This window comes from Pseudomonas sp. 37 R 15 (genome assembly GCF_900004865.1).
GTDB lineage: Bacteria > Pseudomonadota > Gammaproteobacteria > Pseudomonadales > Pseudomonadaceae > Aquipseudomonas > Aquipseudomonas fluorescens_AM.
The window spans coordinates 38,307-57,078 of sequence record NZ_CVTV01000018.1; the positions used below are offsets into that span (position 1 = coordinate 38,307).

Consider the following 18,772-nt stretch of genomic DNA (forward strand, 5'->3'; position numbering starts at 1 on the left):
AGACCTTATAAATGTGTGGTTGCGCCAGCGGCAGCGTAATTCTGGTAACTGTTCATGTTTTTGGCGATCTGCGAAATCTTGCTGGCGTAGGCCGGATCGGTTGCATAACCGGCTTTTTGCAACTCGCGTACAAACTGTTCCGGGTTATCGGCTGATTTCACAACTTCTTTATAGCGATCATTGCTTTGCAGCAGTGTCACGAGGTCATGGAAGCTGTCCTGGTAGGAGCTGTAGGAGCGGAACTGCGCCGTCTCCTTGACCATCGCGCCGTCACGAAACTCGCTGGTGATCGCCCGCGCCTGGCCGCCCTGCCAGCTCTGGCCGGCCTTGATGCCGAACAGGTTGTGGCTGCTGCTGCCGTCTTCGGCACGCATCACCGATTTACCCCAACCGGTTTCCAGGGCGGCCTGGGCCACCAGGTACTTCGGATCGATACCGATGCGCGCGGCGGCGGCCTTGGCCATCGGCAACATGGTGGCGACGAACTCATCCTGCGAGCTGAAGGCCTTCTTCGCCGGTGCCAGCGGTGGCTGGGCAATGGCGCGACCGTAGACCTGCATCTTCGCGCTCGGCACAGCAACGCTGCGCGCACCGCTATTGATCACATTGTCATCGGCGGCGCTGTTGCGCAGCGGCGCGACCTTGGCCTCGACCTGGGTACTCGGCACGATCCCCGCGAGCAGGCGGTCGGTCAGTTTGCTTGGCAAGGCGATACGGCGCTGGTTCATCAGCTCCATGTCGTTGCTGTGGGACGCAGCGGCACCGGCCTGTGGCTCGGCGACGCGGTAGGCCCACAACGGACGCTGGCCATTGGAGCGCCCCAACGGTCCCTCGGCCTGGGTGCCGGCGGCGATTTCAGTCGGCACATCGACCTTCTTCACCGTCTCGGCCGTGGCGGGGCCCTGCAAGGTGGCGGCCTGGGCGTCCACCGGCTTGTTCTTCTGCATCTGGCGCATCAGCACGTCGGCCAGGCCGATCCCCCCGCCTTCGCGGGACATAGACACCGCCAATTGCTGGTCATACATTTCCTGGTACTGCTTGGCCGCCGGCGTGTTCATCGGGTTGTCCTTGCCCAGGGCCTCGGTGGCCGAACGCATGGATTTGAGCATTTCGCTCAAGAACAACGACTCGAACTCCTGCGCAACCTTGCGCATGTTGCCTTCGCTGTTCTTGTCGTCGCCGACCTTGAGCTGGTTAAGCCGGTTCAGGTCGGAGTAAGACCCCGAGTCCGCCGTGCTGGTAAGACCGCTCTTGCGCATATCCATGACCATGGCCTCAGATCACGATCAGGTCGGCTTGCAGGGCGCCGGCCTGTTTCAGGGCTTCGAGGATCGCCATCAAGTCGCCGGGGGCCGCGCCCACCTGGTTCACCGCGCGGACAATTTCGTCCAGGGTGGTACCGGGGCCGAACTTGAACATCGGCTTGGCTTCCTGCTGGGCATTGACCCGCGAACGCGGGACCACGGCAGTCTGGCCGTTGGACAGTGGCCCGGGCTGGCTGACGATCGGGTCTTCGGTGATGGTCACGGTCAGGCTGCCGTGGGTCACCGCCGCCGGCGAGACCTTGACGTTCTGGCCGATCACGATGGTGCCGGTGCGCGAGTTGATGATGACTTTGGCCACCGCCTGGCCGGGGTCCACCTCAAGGTTTTCCAGGATCGACAGGTAGTCCACACGCTGGCTTGGGTCCAGAGGCGCGGTCACGCGCACCGAGCCGCCATCGATGGCCTGGGCCACGCCTGGGCCGAGCATGTCGTTGATCTTGTCGACCACGCGCTTGGCAGTGGTGAAGTCGGAACGGTTGAGGTTCAGGGTCAGGCTGTTGCCCTGGTTGAACCCGCTCGGCACGGTGCGTTCAACCGTGGCGCCACCCGGAATGCGCCCGGCCGACGGCACGTTGACGGTGATCTTCGATCCGTCGCGGCCTTCGGCGTCGAACCCGCCCACCACCAGGTTGCCCTGGGCGATGGCATAGACGTTGCCGTCGATACCTTTGAGCGGCGTCATCAGCAAGGTACCGCCACGCAGGCTTTTCGAGTTACCGATGGACGAAACGGTGATGTCCACCACCTGCCCCGGCTTGGAAAACGCCGGCAAGTCGGCACTGATCGACACCGCCGCGACGTTTTTCAGTTGCACGTTGCCCGAACCCGCCGGCACTTTGATGCCGAACTGCGACAGCATGTTGTTGAAGGTTTGCAGGGTGAACGGGGTCTGGGTGGTCTGGTCACCCGTGCCACTGAGACCGACCACCAACCCGTAGCCGATCAACTGGTTGGAGCGCACGCCGGAAATGCTGGCGATGTCTTTCAGGCGTTCGGCCTGGGAGACGGCGCTCAGGGACAGCAACACTACCGCCGCCATCAGTTGCTTGACGTTCAAAATGGCCACCTAGAAAGGGAACAGCGGGCTGAGGAAGAAACGGTCGAACCAGCCCGGCTGGCTTGCATCGGCAAACGAACCCGTACCCGAGTAGGTGATGCGCGCATCGGCAATCCGCGTCGAGGGCACGGTGTTGTCGGTGGCAATGTCATCGGCGCGCACCATGCCCGCAATGCGCACCAGCTCGTCGCCAGTATTGAGGGTCATCCACTTTTCACCGCGTACAGCAATGATGCCGTTGGGCAATACGTCAGCCACGGTCACGGTGATCGAACCGGTCAGCGTGTTGCCCTGGGCCGCCGCACTTTTGCCGTTGGTGGCACGGTCGCCGCTGTAACCGGCGTCAAGGCTCAGGTCACCACTGCCCAGCGGGTTGTTGGTGTTGGGTACGCCACCGAACAACGACGTCAGGCCCAGGCTGGCTTTGCTGGTCTTGCCGATCTGCGAGTTGGCGTTCTTGCTGGCCTGGGTGCGCTCGTTCAGGGTGATGGTAATGATGTCCCCGACCCGGAACGCCTTGCGGTCGCTGTACAGGTTCTGCTCGAAACCGGCCTGGTAGATCGAGCCATTGTTGGCCGCCGCCGGCAACGGCGTGCGCGGCAACACCGGCGCATAGTACGGGTCATTGGGTTTCGGCGACGGGGCGACACAGCCCGTAAGTACGGCGATCCCACTCAATGCCAGAACAGAAACAAAGCGATTCATGACCCTAACCTCACGGTGTTGCAGGCGCTTTCGACGGCGCCCCATAGACTGATTACAGATTCTGCGTAACGAACGAGAGCATCTGGTCGGCGGTGGAGATCACCTTGGAGTTCATCTCGTAGGCGCGCTGGGTGGTGATCATGTTGACCATCTCCTCGACCGTGCTGACGTTGGACGTTTCCAGGGTGCTCTGCAGCGTGGTGCCGAAACCGTTCAGGCCTGGGGTGCCGATTTGCGGCGCGCCGCTGGAGGCGGTTTCGAGGAACAGGTTGTTGCCCATGGCCTGCAGGCCGGCCGGGTTGATGAAGTCGGCGGTTTGCAGGTTGCCGATCACTTGCGACGCCGGGTTGCCGGCCACGGTGATGGACACGGTGCCGTCGTTGCCGACGGTAAAGGTCTTGGCGTCTGCCGGAACCACGACGGCAGGTTCCAGGGCGAAACCGTTGGCGGTCACGATCTGGCCGTTGGAGTCCAGGTGGAAGGTGCCGTCACGGGTGTAGGACGTGGTCCCATCCGGTTGCAGGATCTGGAAGAAGCCACGGCCGTTGATTGCCATGTCCAGCGGCTGACCGGTCTGTTGCAGGTTACCGGCGCTGAAGTTTTTCTGGGTGCCGACGATCTGCACACCGGTACCCAGTTGCAGACCCGACGGCAATTCGCTGTCCTGGGTCGACTGGGCGCCTGGCTGGCGCTTGATCTGGTAGAGCAAGTCCTGGAACTCGGCGCGATCACGTTTGAAACCCGTGGTCGACACGTTCGCCAGGTTGTTGGAAATGGTCGTCAGGTTGGTGTCCTGGGCGGACAGGCCTGTCTTGGCAACCCATAGAGCCGGAAGCATGCTGTTCTCCTCTGTGCGCCTGTTTGTTGGCGCCGTGCTGCACTGTTTATTTAAACGCCCGCTAAGGCGATTAGCTCATCTGCATGACGCGGGTCATGGCCTGGTCGTCTTCTTTGGCGCTGTTCATCATCTTGACGTGCAGCTCGAACTGCTTGGAAAGCGCCAATACCGCGGTCATTTCCTCAACGGCATTGACGTTGCTCGCCTGCAGGAAGCCCGAGGTCAGCTTGACGTTCGCGTCGGCCTGGGCCGGCTGGCCATCCTTGGTGTGAATGGTGCCGTCCAGGCCTTTGGTCATGTTCTTGAGGTCGGGCTGGACCATCTTGATGCGGTCCACTTCCGCCATCACCCGCGGGCCTTCGCCCATGGCGCGGATGCTGATGGTGCCGTCCGAACCCACTTCGATTTTCTGCTGGGGCGGTACGGCAATCGGGCCGCCATTACCCATGATCGGCATACCGTTGCCGGCCCGCAGTACGCCCAGTGCGTCCACGTTCATGCTGGCGCTGCGCACGTAGGCTTCGCCGCCATCCGGGGTTTGCACGGCCATCCAGCCGTCGCCGCTGACGGCCACGTCCAGGTCACGCCCGGTTTCGATCATCGCGCCGGGGGTGAAGTCGGTAGCCGGCCGCTCGGTCAGGGCAAAGGCCCGCGCCGGAAAGCTGTCACCGAACACCGGCATCGACCGCGCCTGCTCCAGGTCGCGCTGGAAACCATTGGTGGAAATGTTCGCCAGATTGTTGGCATGGGCCTTCTGCGCCAGAGCATTCTGGCTGGCGCCGGTCATTGCCACATAAAGGTACTTGTCCACGCTCTATCCTCTTTCTGACGGACGCTTGCCGCCCACCGTTGTACTGAGGAGGCTTAAGCAATTTGCGAACCAACTTTTTAAAAATGGCTGAAGTGCAGGCGGGGCGGGGGGTTTCGGGTGAGCAGCAAGATTTCGAGCATGGGCGAGAGTCGAAAAAACGGCGGACTACTGCCGCTCACGGCAAGCCTCGGTCTTGTAGGCGACGCAAATCAAATGTGGGAGGGGGCTTGCTCCCGATAGCGGTGGGTCAGTCGATCAATCTGTGGCTGACACACCGCTATCGGGAGCAAGCCCCCTCCCACATTTTAACCGCAGTGTGTCAGCGGATTATTTCCCGGCCTTGAGGATTTCGTAATCACGCAGTTTGTTGGCGATAGTGGTGTGGGATACGTCCAGGCGCTTGCCCAATTGCCGACTGCTCGGATGCTCGGCATAGAGACTTTCCAGAACGGCCTTTTCGAACCGACCGACAATCTCCTCCAGCCCGCCCTCCAGCGAGAAATCCCCAAGCGGCTGGCGCACGCCATAATCGGGCAAGCGAATATGCTCAACCTTCACCGTCCCGCCCTCGCACAGTGAAACCGCCTGGAACAGCACGTTCTCCAACTGCCGCACATTGCCCGGCCAGTGGTAGTGGCTGAGCTTGTCCATTGCGGCAGGCGCCAGTTTGGGCAGCGGGCAACCAATCTGTCGGCTGGCTTGATCGAGAAAATGCTCGACCAGGGGCGCCAGCCCATCAAGGCATTCGCGCAACGGCGGGATATGCAGCGACAGTACATTGAGGCGGTGATAGAGGTCCTGACGAAATTCGCCGCGCGCGCACAGTTCGGACAAATCGACCTGGGTCGCACAGATCACCCGCACATCGAGATACACCTCTTCGTCGCTGCCGACACGACGAAAGCAACCGTCCTGCAAAAAGCGCAGCAGCTTCACCTGCAGGCGTGCACTCATTTCCCCTACGCCGTCGAGAAACAACGTACCGCCCGCCGTCAGCTCCAACAGCCCCAGCTTGCCTTCGGCGCGGGCCCCTTCGAATGCGCCGGGGCCGTAGCCGAACAGCTCGGTCTCGGCCATCGACTCAGGCAGACCGGCGCAGTTGAGCGCCATCAAAGGCGATTGCCCACGCGGGCTGGCGAGGTGACAGGCCCGCGCCAGCAACTCTTTGCCGGTGCCGGTTTCGCCTTCTATTAATAGAGGCGCATCCAACGGCGCCATGCGCCGCGCCTCACGCACCACCGCCGCCATGACTTTGGAGCTTTGAAAAATGCTGTCGAAGCCGCGCAGTTCCTGCTTGCGTACATTGTAGATGCGCTCACCTACGCGGTCGGCGCGGTGCAGGGTCAACACCGCGCCGGCCATGGCTTCGCTGTCGTCGTGTTCGGACGACTGCAGCGGCGCGATATCGGCCAGGAACACATCGCCCTTGACCTTGACCCGCAGGCCGTTGATCCGCGATTTGCTCGCGCGCACCAGCTCCGGCAAGTCGAAGTCTTCGGCGTAGCGCGACAGCGGAATGCCCGGCACTTCGTCCACGCGCACACCCAGCAACTGCGCCGCCGCACGGTTAGCGGCGACGATCGAGCCACCCATGTCGATGGACAGCACCGGAAACTCAAGGGCACCCAGCAGCGCATTGAGCTCCATGTGCCGACGCTCGCTGGGCATCAGCCCTACCCTTTTCACGCCGAACACCCCGGCTATCGCCTCGAATTGCGGGCGCAACGCCTGGAACTGCATGTTCACCAGGTTCGGGCAGAACAGGTAGATGGCGTTGCCATGCTCGCCGCCGACCTCGCCCTTGGCGACGTTCACGCCGTACTCCACCAGCAGGTTGAGGATGTCCCGCAGGATGCCGATGCGGTTCTGGCAATGCACTTTGATACGCATGAAAAGGTCCGAAAGTGGGTAAGGCGCCGCGTCTATTTGCCGCTTGGCGCAGAAAGTCGTCAAGATTATGTGACAGTAGACGGGCTTTTCCCAGCCCATGGTCGCGACCAGTCCTGCATACGTAACGAATAGTTTACGAAATACAGTAACTTTTCCTACGCAAAGGCTTTTGAACCGGGTGGAAACCCGCCGCGCCCGGGTTATCAATAGACACACAGCAGGACATAACAAGAACGAATGCCTAGCAGGAGAGCCGTATGAAGCAGACGCACTACGTGGCCCGCGAGCCCGATGCGCAAGGTTTTATCCACTACCCGCCGGAAGAACACGCGGTGTGGAATACCCTGATCACGCGCCAGTTGAAGGTGATCGAGGGCCGTGCCTGCCAGGAATACCTGGACGGCATCGACAAGCTCGGCCTGCCCCTGGATCGCATCCCGCAACTGGGCGAGATCAACCAAGTACTGGCCGAGACTACCGGCTGGCAAGTCGCTCGCGTGCCGGCGCTGATCCCCTTCCAGACCTTCTTCGAATTGCTCGCCAGCAAGCAGTTTCCGGTGGCGACCTTTATTCGTACCCGCGAAGAACTGGACTACCTGCAAGAGCCGGATATTTTCCACGAGATCTTTGGTCACTGCCCGCTGCTGACCAACCCCTGGTTCGCCGAATTCACCCACACCTACGGCAAGCTCGGCCTGGCGGCCACCAAGGAGCAACGGGTGTACCTGGCGCGCCTGTACTGGATGACCATCGAGTTTGGCCTGGTGGATACCCCTGAAGGCCGGCGCATCTACGGTGGCGGCATTCTGTCTTCGCCTAAAGAAAGTGTGTATTGCCTGTCGGACGAGCCCGAACATCAGGCGTTCGATCCGCTGGAAGCCATGCGCACGCCGTATCGCATCGACATTCTGCAGCCGCTGTACTTCGTATTGCCCGAGCTCAAGCGCCTGTTCGACGTGGCGCAGGAAGACATCATGGGCATGGTCGAGCGTGGTATGGAGTTGGGCCTGCACGCGCCAAAGTTTCCACCCAAACCAAAAGCCGCTTGAACCTTACGTTATAAGGCCAGGTGAGTCTGTTCCCTGGCCCCGCGTTGCTTTAGGGTAACGCCACTGACCTTCAAACATTCGAATTCAGGACACCGCCCATGACCACCTTGAACCAAGCCCACTGCGAAGCCTGCCGCGCCGACGCCCCGCAAGTCAGCGATGAAGAACTGCCGGAGCTGATCAAACAGATCCCGGACTGGAACATCGAAGTGCGCGATGGCGTGATGCAATTGGAAAAGGTTTTCCTGTTCAAGAACTTCAAGTTCGCCCTGGCCTTCACCAACGCCATGGGTGAAATCTCCGAAGCCGAAGGCCATCACCCTGGCCTGCTCACCGAATGGGGCAAAGTCACCGTGACCTGGTGGAGCCACTCCATCAAGGGCCTGCACCGCAACGACTTCATCATGGCCGCGCGTACCGATGAAGTGGCCAAGCGCGCCGAGGGCCGCAAGTAATGCACTTCGATGCGATTGGCCGCGTGCCCGGCGACCCGATTCTCGGGCTGATGGACCTGTACGCCCAGGATGCCAACCCGGACAAGTTCGACCTGGGCGTGGGCGTCTACAAGGACGACCAGGGCCTGACGCCGATCCCGGACTCGGTAAAACGTGCCGAGCAGCGCCTGGTCGATACCCAGGCCACCAAGACTTACATCGGCGGGCACGGCGATGCCGTCTTCGGCGCACTGATCAGCGAACTGGTGCTGGGCGCCGGTTCGGCGTTGATCGCCGAACGCCGTGCCGGCGCCACCCAGACGCCGGGGGGCACCGGCGCCCTGCGCCTGAGCGCCGACTTTATCGCCCACAGCCTGCCTGGCCGTGGTGTGTGGCTGAGCAATCCGACCTGGCCGATCCACGAAACCATTTTCGCCAAGGCCGGGCTCAAGGTCAGTCATTACCCGTACGTAAGCAGCGACAATCGCCTGGATGTGGCGGCGATGCTCGCCACCCTGTCCAACGTGCCCAAGGGTGATGTGGTGCTGCTGCATGCCTGCTGCCACAACCCGACCGGGTTCGACCTGTCCCGGGATGACTGGCGCCAGGTGTTGCAGATTGTGCGCGAGCGCCAATTGCTGCCGTTGATCGACTTCGCCTACCAGGGCTTTGGCGACGGCCTGGAGCAGGACGCCTGGGCGGTGCGCCTGTTTGCCGCTGAACTGCCGGAAGTATTGATCACCAGTTCGTGCTCGAAGAACTTCGGTTTGTATCGCGACCGCGTTGGCGCATTGATCGTGTGTGCAGCAGATGCCGAGAAGCTCATGGATGTGCGCAGCCAGCTCGCCAATACGGCGCGCAACCTGTGGTCGACACCGCCGGACCATGGTGCCGCCGTGGTTGCGACCATCCTTGGCGATGCCGAGCTCAAACGGCAGTGGAGCGACGAAGTCGAAGCCATGCGTTCACGCATTGCGCAACTGCGCGCCGGGCTGGTGGAAGCACTGGCGCCCCACGGCCTGGCCGAGCGGTTTGCCCATATCGGCACACAGCGTGGGATGTTTTCCTATACCGGTCTGAGTGCCGAGCAGGTCAGGCAGCTGCGTGAAAAGCACAGTGTGTACATGGTCAGTTCCGGCCGGGCGAATGTGGCCGGGGTTGATGCGACACGGCTGACGCTACTGGCCCAAGCCATCGCCGACGTTTCCAACTGAAGACACCGGGATTAAAAAATGTGGGAGGGGGCTTGCCCCCGATAGCAGTGGATCAGCCAGCTTATATTTAGCTGACCCACCGCCATCGGGGGCAAGCCCCCTCCCACATTTGGCCCAGTCAAGACTTCAGGTTGTGACCATCTCAGCCTTAAGCAGCGCGTCTTTGGCTTGCGCATCCGCCAATCGATACAACTCGATATGCCCATCCCAGTGCTCGATCAACGCCGTGCACGATTCCACCCAGTCCCCGCAGTTCAGGTAATCCACCTCGCCCACCTTGCGGATCTCGGCATGATGGATATGCCCGCACACCACCCCATGCAACTCACGCTTGGTCACCTCGTGGGCGATGGCCTCTTCGAAATCGCTGATAAAACTCACGGCGGTTTTTACCTTGTGCTTCAAGTACGCCGACAGCGACCAATAACCGTAGCCATAGCGCGCTCGCCAGTGATTGAGCCAGCGGTTCAGCGTCAGGGTAAATTCGTAGGCCGAGTCACCCAGGAAGGCAAGCCAGCGGTGGTAACGGGTGATCACGTCGAACTGATCGCCATGAATCACCAGCAGATGACGACCATCTGCCGTGACATGCACCGCCTCGTCCACCAGTTGGATATTGCCCAGGATCAGCTTGGAATAGCGCCGTAGAAATTCGTCATGGTTACCGGTGACATAAATCACCTCGGTGCCGCGCTTGGCCATGGTCAGCAGGCGGCGGATCACGTTGGTGTGGGCCTGGGGCCAATACATGCCGCCACGCATTTTCCAACCATCGATAATGTCGCCCACCAGGTACACCTTGTCGGCGTGATAACCCTTGAGAAACTGCGATAGATGCTCGGCCTGGCAGTCCCGGGTGCCCAGATGCACGTCGGAAATCCACAGGGTTCGCACCCGTTGCTTGCGGCTGGGTTTGGCGAATTCGGCACGGGTCATGGGGGTCCCTCGACGCTGTTTTCGCGAGCTTGCGCCCTGGTGGTTAATAGCCCATGACAACTGCGCGTCAGTCTGATGACAACGCTTGGCCGCCCCTAAGCGATGTAGACTGGGGACTTGCCGCCCAGGAGAGCGCAATGAGCCCCAGTCTTACGCTTCGCCAGTACACCGATGCCCCCATCGCCCACAGCCATGACCATGCACAATTGGTGTTTGGCCTGTCCGGGCGCCTGGATTTCGAAGTGGATGGCTGTGCTGATCAGGTGCAGGAAAGCAGCGTGATGATCCTGCCGTTTGCCGCTCACCACGCCTGCGGCAGCCGCGACGGTAGCCGCTGCCTGGTGCTGGATGTGCCAACCGAGCATTGGCTGCTGCAGACACTGGGTGACCACGCCGATGCCAGTCGCCGCCTGCTCGACCGGCCGGCCCGGCTGGCGCTGGATTCGCGCCAGCACCAGTTGGTGCAATGGCTGGCCGGCAGCCCGATACAGGATCCATTGATCGCCCGGCAAGGCGCGCTGCTGCTGCTCGCCAGCCTCAATCATCCGCAGGCGATGCCACCGCCGGGGCGGCGCCTGCCTTATGCCGCGTTCAACGCGCATATCGAACGCCACGCCGCTCACCCGCTGCATGTCGCGGACCTGGCACGGATTGCCTGCCTGTCAGTGGCGCGCCTGCACGCGCGCTTCATGCTTGAATGCGGGCAGACCCCCATGGATTACGTGCGCCACCAGCGCCTGCAAATGGCATTGACGCTGCTGCGCGAGACGCCGCTGCCCGTGGGTGAGATCGCCGCACGCGTGGGCTACCGCTCGCAAAGTGCCTTCGCTGCCGCCATGTTGCGCGAGTTTGGCGCCTCGCCGGGCACAATGCGGCGAACGTCATAGGAAGAGTTTCGCGCTAAAAATCGCGAACCGCACGACAGACATCCCTTTCACCCAACCTCTAGACTGGTGGTCACTTTCGTTGGTAGGCATCGTAATGACTCCCCGCTCAGCCCTCGGCGCCCTGCATATCGGCGCATTGATGTTCGGCCTTACCGGCGTGTTCGGCAAACTGGCGGCCGCCTCACCGTCCATCATCGTATTCGGGCGTGCCGCGTTTGCGGTGATTGCCCTGGCGGTGTTCGCGCGCTTTGCCAGCAATGCGCCGTGGAAACACCTGCAGATGCGCGACTGGCGCCGCCTGCTGGTCAGCGGCGTGCTGCTTGCCGCGCACTGGGTGACCTTCTTCATCGCCGTCAAGGTCGCCGGGGTGGCGGTGGCAACCCTGGGGTTCGCCGCCTTCCCGGCCTTTACGGTGATCCTTGAGGGGTTGATCTTCCGCGAGCGGATTCGCGCCAATGAAATGGTGCTGGTAGCGCTGGTCAGCATCGGCCTGGTGCTGGTGACCCCGGACTTCAACCTGGCCAGCGACGCCACGGGCGGCTTGCTCTGGGGCATCGCATCGGGGCTGCTGTTCGCCTTGTTGTCACTGAACAACCGCGCCAGCTCCGGACGCATTCCTGCGGTACAGGCCGCGCTGTGCCAGAACGTGGTGGTCGCGGTCTGCCTGTTGCCCGTGGCGGCACCGGGGCTGGCGGATGTGCGCGCCCTGGACTGGCTGTGGATCGGCCTGCTCGGGGTGTTCTGTACCGGCCTTGCCCACAGCCTGTTCGTCGCCAGCCTGGCCGTGATCAAGGCGCGCACCGCCTCGGTGGTGTTTGCCATGGAACCGGTCTATGGCATCACCGTGGCCTGGCTGCTGTTTGCCGAAACGCCCACCCTGCGCATGCTGCTGGGTGGCGCGTTGATCATCGTCGCCATCGTGCTGTCCGGCCTGATGGGCAGCGCCAGCAAGGCCAGGCAGCCGCAGGCGGCCTGACGTCACTGCGTGCGGTCGTTATGCCCCAGGTCGCGCTGCGGATCGATCTGATCGCGCACGCGCTGCTTGAGCACCTTGGCCTCCGGGAAACCGCCATCGGCCTTGCGCTCCCAGATCTGTACAGCGTCGCAGGTGATGCGAAACGCGCCGCCGGTCGACGGCTCCAGCGACACTCTGCCCAGATCCTCGGCAAAGGTACTCAACAATTCCTGGGCCAGCCACGCGGCACGCAACAGCCACTGGCACTGGGTGCAATAGGTGATCACGATCTCGGGTTTGCTGGCGGACATAACGTGAAAGGCTCCTGGGTGAAGGCTTGGGCGGATCGAGCGGCTATAATAGCGGCCTTTATCGCCCAGCCTCGAGATTCATGATGCGCCGCTTGTTGTCCTGCCTGTTCCTGTGCCTGCTTCCCCTGCTCGCCGACGCCGTTGAAAGCCCACGCCCGAAAATCGGCCTGGTGCTGTCCGGCGGCGCCGCCCGTGGCCTGGCGCATATCGGCGTGCTCAAGGCGCTGGAAGAACAAGGTATCCAGGTCGACGCGATTGCCGGCACCAGCATGGGCGCGGTGATTGGCGGGCTGTACGCCTCGGGCTACAAGATCGACGAGCTGGAAAAGCTCGCCCTCAGTATCGACTGGCAACAGGCCTTGTCCGACGCACCGCCGCGCGAAGACGTGCCGTTCAGGCGCAAGCAGGATGACCGCGATTTCCTGGTCAAGCAGAAACTCAGCTTTCGCGACGACGGCAGCCTCGGCCTGCCGCTGGGCGTGATCCAGGGCCAGAACCTGGCGCTGCTGCTGGAAAGCATGTTCGCCCACAGCAGCAACACGCGTAACTTCGACAAGCTGCCGATTCCGTTCCGCGCCGTGGCCACCGACATCACCACCGGCGAAAAAGTCGTGTTCAGCAAGGGCCACCTGCCCCAGGTGATACGCGCCAGCATGTCGATCCCCGCGGTGTTCGCTCCGGTGGAGCTGGATGGGCGCCTGCTGGTCGACGGCGGCATGACCGACAACATTCCCCTGGACGTGGCACGGGACATGGGCGTGGACATCGCCATCGTGGTGGACATCGGCACACCGCTGCGCTCACGCAAGCAGTTGGCGACCGTGGTCGATGTGCTCAACCAGTCCATCACCCTGATGACCCGGCGCAACTCCGAGGAACAACTCAAAGCCTTGCACGCGAGGGACGTCTTGATCCAGCCGCCCCTGGCAGCCTACGGCGTGACGGACTTCGGACGCGCCAGGGACATGATCGACGCCGGCTACCGCGCCACCCGCGCCCTCGACCTGCGTCTGGCGCACTTGCGCCCCGCTGAGCCTGTCGACCCACAACTGACCGCCGCCCGCACGCCGGGCGAGCGCACCCCGATCATTACCGCGATCGACGTGGAAAACGACTCCAAGGTCAGCGATGACGTGATCCGCTACTACATCCGCCAGACGTTGGGCGAACCGCTCAACCTTGGCCGCCTGCAATCGGACATGGGCACGCTGTACGGCCTGGACTACTTCGAGCAGGTGCAATACCGCGTGGTGAAAAAGGGCAAGGACAATACCCTGGTCATCAGCGCGCGCGGCAAACGCAGCGGCACCGACTACCTGCGCCTGGGGCTGAACCTGTCCGATGACATGCGCGGCGACAGCGCCTTCAACCTTGGCGCCAGCTACCGGGTGAACGGGATCAACCGCCTCGGCGCCGAATGGCTGACGCGGGTGCAGATCGGTGACCGCCAGGAGCTGTACAGCGAGTTCTATCAACCGATGGACACCGGCTCGCGCTATTTTGTCGCGCCCTATATCAGGGCTCAGGCGCAGAACGTCGAGCTGACCCTGGACAACGACCCCGTTTCCGAATACCGGCTGGAGCGCTACGGTTTCGGCCTGAACGTCGGACGGCAGATCGGCAACAGCGGTGAAATCCGCTTCGGCGTGGGAGAAGCCTGGGGCAAGGCGGACGTGCGCATCGGCGATCGCGACCTGCCGAGCATGAGCTTCAGCGAGGGTTTCTATGAGTTGAAATACTCGTTCGACTCTTTCGATAACGTCTACTTCCCGCACACCGGCGAAGACATCGGTCTGGCCTTCCGTGAGTTCGCACCTGGACTGGGTTCGGACCAGCGCTACCGCCAATGGGAGTTCAAGCTGGACAAAGCCATGAGCCACGGGCCCGACACCCTGATCCTCGGCGGTCGCTACGGACGCACCCTGGATGATTCGGATGTGGTGGTGTCCAGCTTCCTGCTGGGCGGTGCGCGACAATTGTCAGGCTTTCGCCAGGACGCGATCTCGGCCCAGAACATCAGCCTGATGCGCGCGGTGTACTACCGCCGCCTGACGCCGCGCTCGTACCTGCCGCTGGATTTTCCGCTGTACCTCGGGGCCTCGCTGGAGCGGGGCCGGGCGTGGAACAATGACAATGAGTTCGACAGCGGCTACATCAACGCGGCGAGCATTTTCCTCGGCTTCGATACGCCGCTGGGGCCGTTGAATTTCAGCTATGGGTTCAATGATGATAACCAGAAGGCGGTCTACCTGAACCTGGGCCAGACTTTCTGACACAGCGCAGAATAAATGTGGGAGGGGGCTTGCCCCCGATAGCAGTGGATCAGCCAGCTTGTATTTAGCTGACTCACCGCCATCGGGGGCAAGCCCCCTCCCACATTTCTTGATCTTCGGAACACTGGGGAATCAGGACTTTTCCAGATTCGCCAGGATATGCCCATGGACGCGCATGCACACGCGCAGATCCTCTTCGTCCACCCCAACGAACAGTTCATGGCGCAACGCCGTGGCGATGGTCTCGATCTGGTCGATCAGCGGGCGCGCCGTGTCACACAGCAGGATACGTTTGGCGCGGCGATCTTCCACTACGGCCTGGCGTTGCACCAGGCCCTGGCCTTCCAGGCTGTCGAGCAGACGCGCCAGGGTCGGCCCTTCCACGCCGACACTTTGTGCCAATTCACGCTGGGTAGGTGCTTCGGTAAAACGGGCCAGGTGCAGCAGCACCAGCCATCGCGCCTGGGACAAGCCCAGCCCCGCCAGGCGGCGGTCCAGCTCGGCGCGCCAACCTCGGGACATTTGCGCCAACTGCATGCCAAAACGGTGTTGATCGGTTAACGGCATAAAAAACTCATGGTTTAGACTGAAAATAAAGTGTGGCTAATTATTAGTCAGCTAAGCATGAGCCATGCCAGGAGGCAAGGCCCGGTATGTACTGATTCGTTACATTGTCGTAATTGCCACACTAAATTTCGAATTCCGACTGCAAAGCGGCACGCACGCAGTACAAAACACCTTCGGGAACCCGCCCTGCAAACAGCGGCGCGATCTCCGCAACAGGTGGCAATTCGCCCTCCCCGTCGAGAAAGGCATCCTGGATTTCACCGAGCAAATCCTCCGGCAAATCAAGGGCCTGCTCCAGGGACAACTGCTGCTTGCCGATGGCTTCGGCCAGCAACGTGTACACATTTTTTTCCGAGCATTGCAGCTGGCCGGCGATCTGGATCGGGGTCATGCCGGCGCGGGCCAGGCTGATCAGTTCGTGGCGGATATCGGCGATTTCCTTCGGTGCTTCGGCCTGGCCGCCGAGCACCTCGAGGAAGGCCTGGCCATAACGCTCCAGCTTGCGTGCGCCCACGCCGCTGACCCTGGCCATTTCGGCCATGCTGGTGGGCTGCTCGCGAAGCATCTCGAGCAAGGTCGAGTCGGGGAAGATGACGTAGGGCGGCACGCTGTGTTCCTGCGCCAGTTTGCGCCGCAGGGTACGCAAGGCCTCCCACTGTTCGCGCTCCTCGCCACGCACCAGCTGGCTGGCCTGGCTGGTGCTGCTCTTGGCGGTGGTCTGCGGCTTGAGGTCGCGGCGCAGCTCCAGGCTGACCTCGCCCTTGAGCAAGGGCCGGCAGCTGTCGTTAAGGCGCAGGCCGCCGTAGCCTTCGATATCGATGTCGACCAGCCCGCGCGCGACCATCTGGCGGAACAGCGAACGCCACTCGCCTTCTGCACGGGCCTTGCCGACGCCATAGACCGAGAGTTTTTCATGGCCGAAGCTGCGGACCTTTTCGTTGTCCTTGCCCAGCAATACATCCACCAGGTGACCGACGCCATAGCGCTGGCCGGTGCGGTAGATCGTCGACAACGCCTGGCGCGCCGGCTCGGTAGCGTCCCAGGTCTGCACGCCGTCGATGCAGTTATCGCAGTGGCCGCAGGGTTGAGGCATGTCTTCATCGAAATACGCCAGCAGCGTCTGGCGGCGGCAGCGGGTCTCTTCACACAGCGAGAGCATGGCGTCGAGTTTGTGCTGCTCCAGACGCTTGTGGCGCTCATCGCCTTCGGAGTTCTGCAGCATCTGCTTGAGCATCACCACATCCTGCAGGCCGTAGACCATCCAGGCATCCGCCGGCAGGCCATCACGGCCGGCGCGGCCGGTTTCCTGGTAATAAGCCTCGAGGGACTTGGGCAGGTCCATGTGCGCCACGAAACGCACGTTGGATTTGTCGATCCCCATGCCGAAGGCGATGGTCGCCACCATGATCAGGCCTTCCTCGTTGAGGAAGCGCTTCTGGTGCGCCGAGCGTGTTTCATTGGGCAAGCCGGCGTGATAAGGCAGCGCCGGATAACCTTGCTCACAGAGGAACGCGGCGACTTCATCGACCTTCTTGCGTGACAGGCAATAGACGATACCCGCATCGCTGCGCCGCTCGGAGAGAAACGCGAGCAACTGCTTGCGTGGCTGCTCCTTGGGCACGATGCGGTAGAAAATATTCGGTCGGTCGAAGCTCGACAGGAAACGCTCGGCGCCCTGCAAATGCAGGCGCTCGACGATCTCTTCGCGGGTACGCTTGTCGGCGGTCGCGGTCAGGGCAATACGCGGCACGTCGGGGAACAGTTCCGCCAGTTGGCCAAGCTGCAGGTATTCGCGGCGGAAATCATGGCCCCACTGCGACACACAGTGGGCTTCGTCGATGGCGAACAGGGCAATTTCCAGGCTCTGCAGGAACGCCAGCATGCGCGGCTGCACCAGCCGCTCCGGCGCCAGGTAGAGCATCTTCACTTCGCCGCGCTTGATCCGCGCGGCCAGGTCGCGCTGCTGCTCGGCGCTGAGGGTGGAGTTCAAGGCAGCGGCGGCGACACCCAGTTCTTCCAGGGTGGCGACCTGATCGTCCATCAATGCGATGAGCGGCGACACCACCACGGCCAGGCCATTGCGCAACAGCGCCGGCACCTGGAAGCACAACGACTTGCCGCCGCCCGTAGGCATCAGGACCAGGGCATCGCCGCCACTGGCCACGCGCTCAATGATCGCACCCTGGCGGCCACGAAAACTGTCGTAGCCGAAGATGTCCTTGAGGACGCGTTGAGCCTGCTCGAGCATGTAAAACTCCAAAATGGTGCGCAAATCCCTCTGTACAGGCTGGCCGAAAAAAACCGTTTTCACGGAAAATAATCCGTAAGCGAAGTTTTCCCGGAGTGCCGCATGGCCTGCAGGGGCATCACAAAACGCGGCAGTATACCCGAGCGTTCACCGGCAAAGGGCGAGACTGACGAATAGACACCGCTGTCTAAAACCGGGCAAATATGCCGTGCGGCTGGCCTGGGCGCTCAAGAACGCCTAGAATTCCCGCATCGTTTATTCCCAAGGTAATTCTTCAATGTCCTTCGCTGAGCAACTAACCCGCCTGCAAGCCTTCCTCGACGCCGATGAGCTGCATGACGAGGCGCTGGACTATGTGGCCGCCCACGGCTACCTGACCGCGTTGTCTATCTGCTCCGAAGTCGTACCCGACCGTGAGTGGATCGACGCGCTGTTCGCCGAAGAACCTCATTACGCCGACGACGCCCAGCGCGAAGAAATCGAAGCCACTCTGCTGGCCCTCAAGGCCCACATCAGTCGCCAACTGGCTTCCGATGAAGAGTTCGAGCTGCCGTGCGAACTGGACCTGGGCGACGATCCGGACGACTCCGACCTGCGCGGCTGGTGCATCGGCTTCATGGAAGGCGTGTTCCTGCGCGAAGCCGCCTGGTTCGAAACCGCCGAGGAAGAAGTCAGCGAAATGCTGCTGCCGATCATGGTCGGTTCGGGGCTTTTTGAAGAAGAAGCTGAATTTTCCGATATCGCCGCCGACGCCAACCTGATGGACGACATGATCGTACAGATCCCGGAAGCCCTCACCGCGCTGTACCTGCTGTGCAACGCGCCTGACGAAAAACCGGCGATCCTCAAGCCACGTCACCACTGAGTCGCTTGCCCGTGGACCCCATGGGCAAGCGCTCGCCGCTCCTGCGTTACGCGCTGCTGGCCATCGGCTGGCTGAGCGTAGCGCTCGGGGCGATCGGCATTTTCCTACCGGTATTGCCGACGACCCCCTTTCTCCTGCTGGCCGCCGCCTGCTTCGCTCGAAGCTCCCCGCGTTTTTACCACTGGCTGGTCGAACACCCGCGCCTGGGCCCCTGGATTCGTGATTACCTGGACGGTAATGGCATCCCGCTCAAGGGCAAGGTCTACGCCATCGGCTTGATGTGGCTGAGCATCACCCTGTCCTGCTACCTGGTGCCGTTGCCGTGGGCACGCGGGTTCATGCTGACCAGCGCGGTGCTGGTGACGATTTACATCCTGCGCCAGAAAACCCTGCCCCCTCGCTAAGCC

General features: G+C 62.1%; 18 protein-coding genes. 8 read left to right on the top strand and 10 right to left on the bottom strand.

Features of this window, described 5'->3' with window-relative positions:
• Positions 1 to 5: 5 nt before the first annotated feature.
• The 6 genes from flgJ to BFQ04_RS04085 all read right to left on the bottom strand — a co-directional run bounded on the left by flgJ (position 6) and on the right by BFQ04_RS04085 (position 6,626).
• Positions 6 to 1,271, bottom strand: coding sequence for a flagellar assembly peptidoglycan hydrolase FlgJ (gene flgJ / locus BFQ04_RS04060; protein WP_065949690.1), 1,266 nt, complete (start codon positions 1,269 to 1,271; stop codon positions 6 to 8).
• Positions 1,272 to 1,275: 4 nt separating this feature from the next.
• Complete coding sequence (locus tag BFQ04_RS04065) at positions 1,276 to 2,364, bottom strand: flagellar basal body P-ring protein FlgI (protein ID WP_065949876.1); 1,089 nt, start codon at positions 2,362 to 2,364, stop codon at positions 1,276 to 1,278.
• Between the two features lie 27 nt (positions 2,365 to 2,391).
• The gene (gene flgH, locus BFQ04_RS04070) at positions 2,392 to 3,087 is read right to left on the bottom strand and encodes a flagellar basal body L-ring protein FlgH (RefSeq protein ID WP_065949691.1); all 696 of its coding nucleotides are present in this window, start codon (positions 3,085 to 3,087) and stop codon (positions 2,392 to 2,394) included.
• A 52-nt stretch (positions 3,088 to 3,139) separates the two neighbouring features.
• Positions 3,140 to 3,925 (bottom strand): flagellar basal-body rod protein FlgG, encoded by a 786-nt coding sequence (gene flgG, locus BFQ04_RS04075; protein ID WP_057721328.1) that lies wholly within the window; start codon positions 3,923 to 3,925, stop codon positions 3,140 to 3,142.
• A gap of 70 nt (positions 3,926 to 3,995) precedes the next feature.
• Positions 3,996 to 4,736 (bottom strand): flagellar basal body rod protein FlgF, encoded by a 741-nt coding sequence (locus BFQ04_RS04080; protein ID WP_065949692.1) that lies wholly within the window; start codon positions 4,734 to 4,736, stop codon positions 3,996 to 3,998.
• Positions 4,737 to 5,063: 327 nt separating this feature from the next.
• Entirely contained in the window at positions 5,064 to 6,626 is a 1,563-nt protein-coding gene (locus BFQ04_RS04085; protein WP_065949693.1) for a sigma-54-dependent transcriptional regulator, read from the bottom strand.
• A 257-nt stretch (positions 6,627 to 6,883) separates the two neighbouring features.
• Between BFQ04_RS04085 and phhA the strand changes: the two genes are divergently transcribed.
• From phhA to BFQ04_RS04100, 3 genes are all read left to right on the top strand, one after another.
• On the top strand, positions 6,884 to 7,675 hold the full coding sequence (phhA, locus tag BFQ04_RS04090) for a phenylalanine 4-monooxygenase (protein WP_065949694.1): 792 nt from the start codon (positions 6,884 to 6,886) through the stop codon (positions 7,673 to 7,675).
• Between the two features lie 98 nt (positions 7,676 to 7,773).
• Positions 7,774 to 8,130: a 4a-hydroxytetrahydrobiopterin dehydratase gene (locus tag BFQ04_RS04095; RefSeq protein WP_065949695.1), complete on the top strand. Its 357-nt coding sequence runs from the start codon at positions 7,774 to 7,776 to the stop codon at positions 8,128 to 8,130.
• A complete protein-coding gene (locus BFQ04_RS04100) occupies positions 8,130 to 9,323 on the top strand; it encodes an amino acid aminotransferase (RefSeq protein ID WP_065949696.1) in 1,194 nt (397 codons plus the stop codon). Before BFQ04_RS04095 ends, BFQ04_RS04100 begins: the two co-directional genes overlap by 1 nt.
• A gap of 126 nt (positions 9,324 to 9,449) precedes the next feature.
• On the opposite strand, the gene BFQ04_RS04105 is transcribed toward BFQ04_RS04100, so the two are convergent.
• Positions 9,450 to 10,259, bottom strand: a complete 810-nt coding sequence (locus tag BFQ04_RS04105) for a UDP-2,3-diacylglucosamine diphosphatase (protein WP_065949697.1) — start codon at positions 10,257 to 10,259, stop codon at positions 9,450 to 9,452.
• Positions 10,260 to 10,396: 137 nt separating this feature from the next.
• Here BFQ04_RS04105 and BFQ04_RS04110 point away from each other — a divergent pair, with 137 nt between their 5' ends.
• Positions 10,397 to 11,146, top strand: a complete 750-nt coding sequence (locus BFQ04_RS04110) for an AraC family transcriptional regulator (RefSeq protein WP_065893776.1) — start codon at positions 10,397 to 10,399, stop codon at positions 11,144 to 11,146.
• Positions 11,147 to 11,240: 94 nt separating this feature from the next.
• Entirely contained in the window at positions 11,241 to 12,122 is an 882-nt protein-coding gene (locus BFQ04_RS04115) for a DMT family transporter (RefSeq protein ID WP_065949698.1), read from the top strand.
• Between the two features lie 2 nt (positions 12,123 to 12,124).
• On the opposite strand, the gene BFQ04_RS04120 is transcribed toward BFQ04_RS04115, so the two are convergent.
• Positions 12,125 to 12,412: a SelT/SelW/SelH family protein gene (locus tag BFQ04_RS04120; protein WP_065893778.1), complete on the bottom strand. Its 288-nt coding sequence runs from the start codon at positions 12,410 to 12,412 to the stop codon at positions 12,125 to 12,127.
• An 83-nt stretch (positions 12,413 to 12,495) separates the two neighbouring features.
• On the opposite strand from BFQ04_RS04120, the gene BFQ04_RS04125 reads away from it, so the two are divergent.
• A complete protein-coding gene (locus BFQ04_RS04125) occupies positions 12,496 to 14,685 on the top strand; it encodes a patatin-like phospholipase family protein (RefSeq protein ID WP_065949699.1) in 2,190 nt (729 codons plus the stop codon).
• A gap of 132 nt (positions 14,686 to 14,817) precedes the next feature.
• Here BFQ04_RS04125 and BFQ04_RS04130 read toward each other — a convergent pair whose 3' ends face one another.
• Both BFQ04_RS04130 and recQ read right to left on the bottom strand, forming a co-directional pair.
• A complete protein-coding gene (locus tag BFQ04_RS04130) occupies positions 14,818 to 15,252 on the bottom strand; it encodes a MarR family transcriptional regulator (protein WP_065884521.1) in 435 nt (144 codons plus the stop codon).
• A 121-nt stretch (positions 15,253 to 15,373) separates the two neighbouring features.
• Positions 15,374 to 17,500 (bottom strand): DNA helicase RecQ, encoded by a 2,127-nt coding sequence (gene recQ / locus BFQ04_RS04135; RefSeq protein WP_065949700.1) that lies wholly within the window; start codon positions 17,498 to 17,500, stop codon positions 15,374 to 15,376.
• Between the two features lie 277 nt (positions 17,501 to 17,777).
• On the opposite strand from recQ, the gene BFQ04_RS04140 reads away from it, so the two are divergent.
• Both BFQ04_RS04140 and BFQ04_RS04145 read left to right on the top strand, forming a co-directional pair.
• A complete protein-coding gene (locus BFQ04_RS04140) occupies positions 17,778 to 18,365 on the top strand; it encodes a UPF0149 family protein (RefSeq protein ID WP_057721316.1) in 588 nt (195 codons plus the stop codon).
• A gap of 20 nt (positions 18,366 to 18,385) precedes the next feature.
• Entirely contained in the window at positions 18,386 to 18,769 is a 384-nt protein-coding gene (locus BFQ04_RS04145) for a YbaN family protein (protein WP_065949701.1), read from the top strand.
• Positions 18,770 to 18,772 lie beyond the last annotated feature (3 nt).

Coding starts and splice junctions, on each gene's coding strand:
- flgJ (WP_065949690.1), bottom strand. CDS start 1,271: ATGGTCATGGATATGCGCAAGAGCGGTCTTACCAGCACGGCGGACTCG.
- BFQ04_RS04065 (WP_065949876.1), bottom strand. CDS start 2,364: ATGGCGGCGGTAGTGTTGCTGTCCCTGAGCGCCGTCTCCCAGGCCGAA.
- flgH (WP_065949691.1), bottom strand. CDS start 3,087: ATGAATCGCTTTGTTTCTGTTCTGGCATTGAGTGGGATCGCCGTACTT.
- flgG (WP_057721328.1), bottom strand. CDS start 3,925: ATGCTTCCGGCTCTATGGGTTGCCAAGACAGGCCTGTCCGCCCAGGAC.
- BFQ04_RS04085 (WP_065949693.1), bottom strand. CDS start 6,626: ATGCGTATCAAAGTGCATTGCCAGAACCGCATCGGCATCCTGCGGGAC.
- phhA (WP_065949694.1), top strand. CDS start 6,884: ATGAAGCAGACGCACTACGTGGCCCGCGAGCCCGATGCGCAAGGTTTT.
- BFQ04_RS04095 (WP_065949695.1), top strand. CDS start 7,774: ATGACCACCTTGAACCAAGCCCACTGCGAAGCCTGCCGCGCCGACGCC.
- BFQ04_RS04100 (WP_065949696.1), top strand. CDS start 8,130: ATGCACTTCGATGCGATTGGCCGCGTGCCCGGCGACCCGATTCTCGGG.
- BFQ04_RS04105 (WP_065949697.1), bottom strand. CDS start 10,259: ATGACCCGTGCCGAATTCGCCAAACCCAGCCGCAAGCAACGGGTGCGA.
- BFQ04_RS04110 (WP_065893776.1), top strand. CDS start 10,397: ATGAGCCCCAGTCTTACGCTTCGCCAGTACACCGATGCCCCCATCGCC.
- BFQ04_RS04115 (WP_065949698.1), top strand. CDS start 11,241: ATGACTCCCCGCTCAGCCCTCGGCGCCCTGCATATCGGCGCATTGATG.
- BFQ04_RS04120 (WP_065893778.1), bottom strand. CDS start 12,412: ATGTCCGCCAGCAAACCCGAGATCGTGATCACCTATTGCACCCAGTGC.
- BFQ04_RS04125 (WP_065949699.1), top strand. CDS start 12,496: ATGCGCCGCTTGTTGTCCTGCCTGTTCCTGTGCCTGCTTCCCCTGCTC.
- BFQ04_RS04130 (WP_065884521.1), bottom strand. CDS start 15,252: ATGCCGTTAACCGATCAACACCGTTTTGGCATGCAGTTGGCGCAAATG.
- recQ (WP_065949700.1), bottom strand. CDS start 17,500: ATGCTCGAGCAGGCTCAACGCGTCCTCAAGGACATCTTCGGCTACGAC.
- BFQ04_RS04140 (WP_057721316.1), top strand. CDS start 17,778: ATGTCCTTCGCTGAGCAACTAACCCGCCTGCAAGCCTTCCTCGACGCC.
- BFQ04_RS04145 (WP_065949701.1), top strand. CDS start 18,386: ATGGGCAAGCGCTCGCCGCTCCTGCGTTACGCGCTGCTGGCCATCGGC.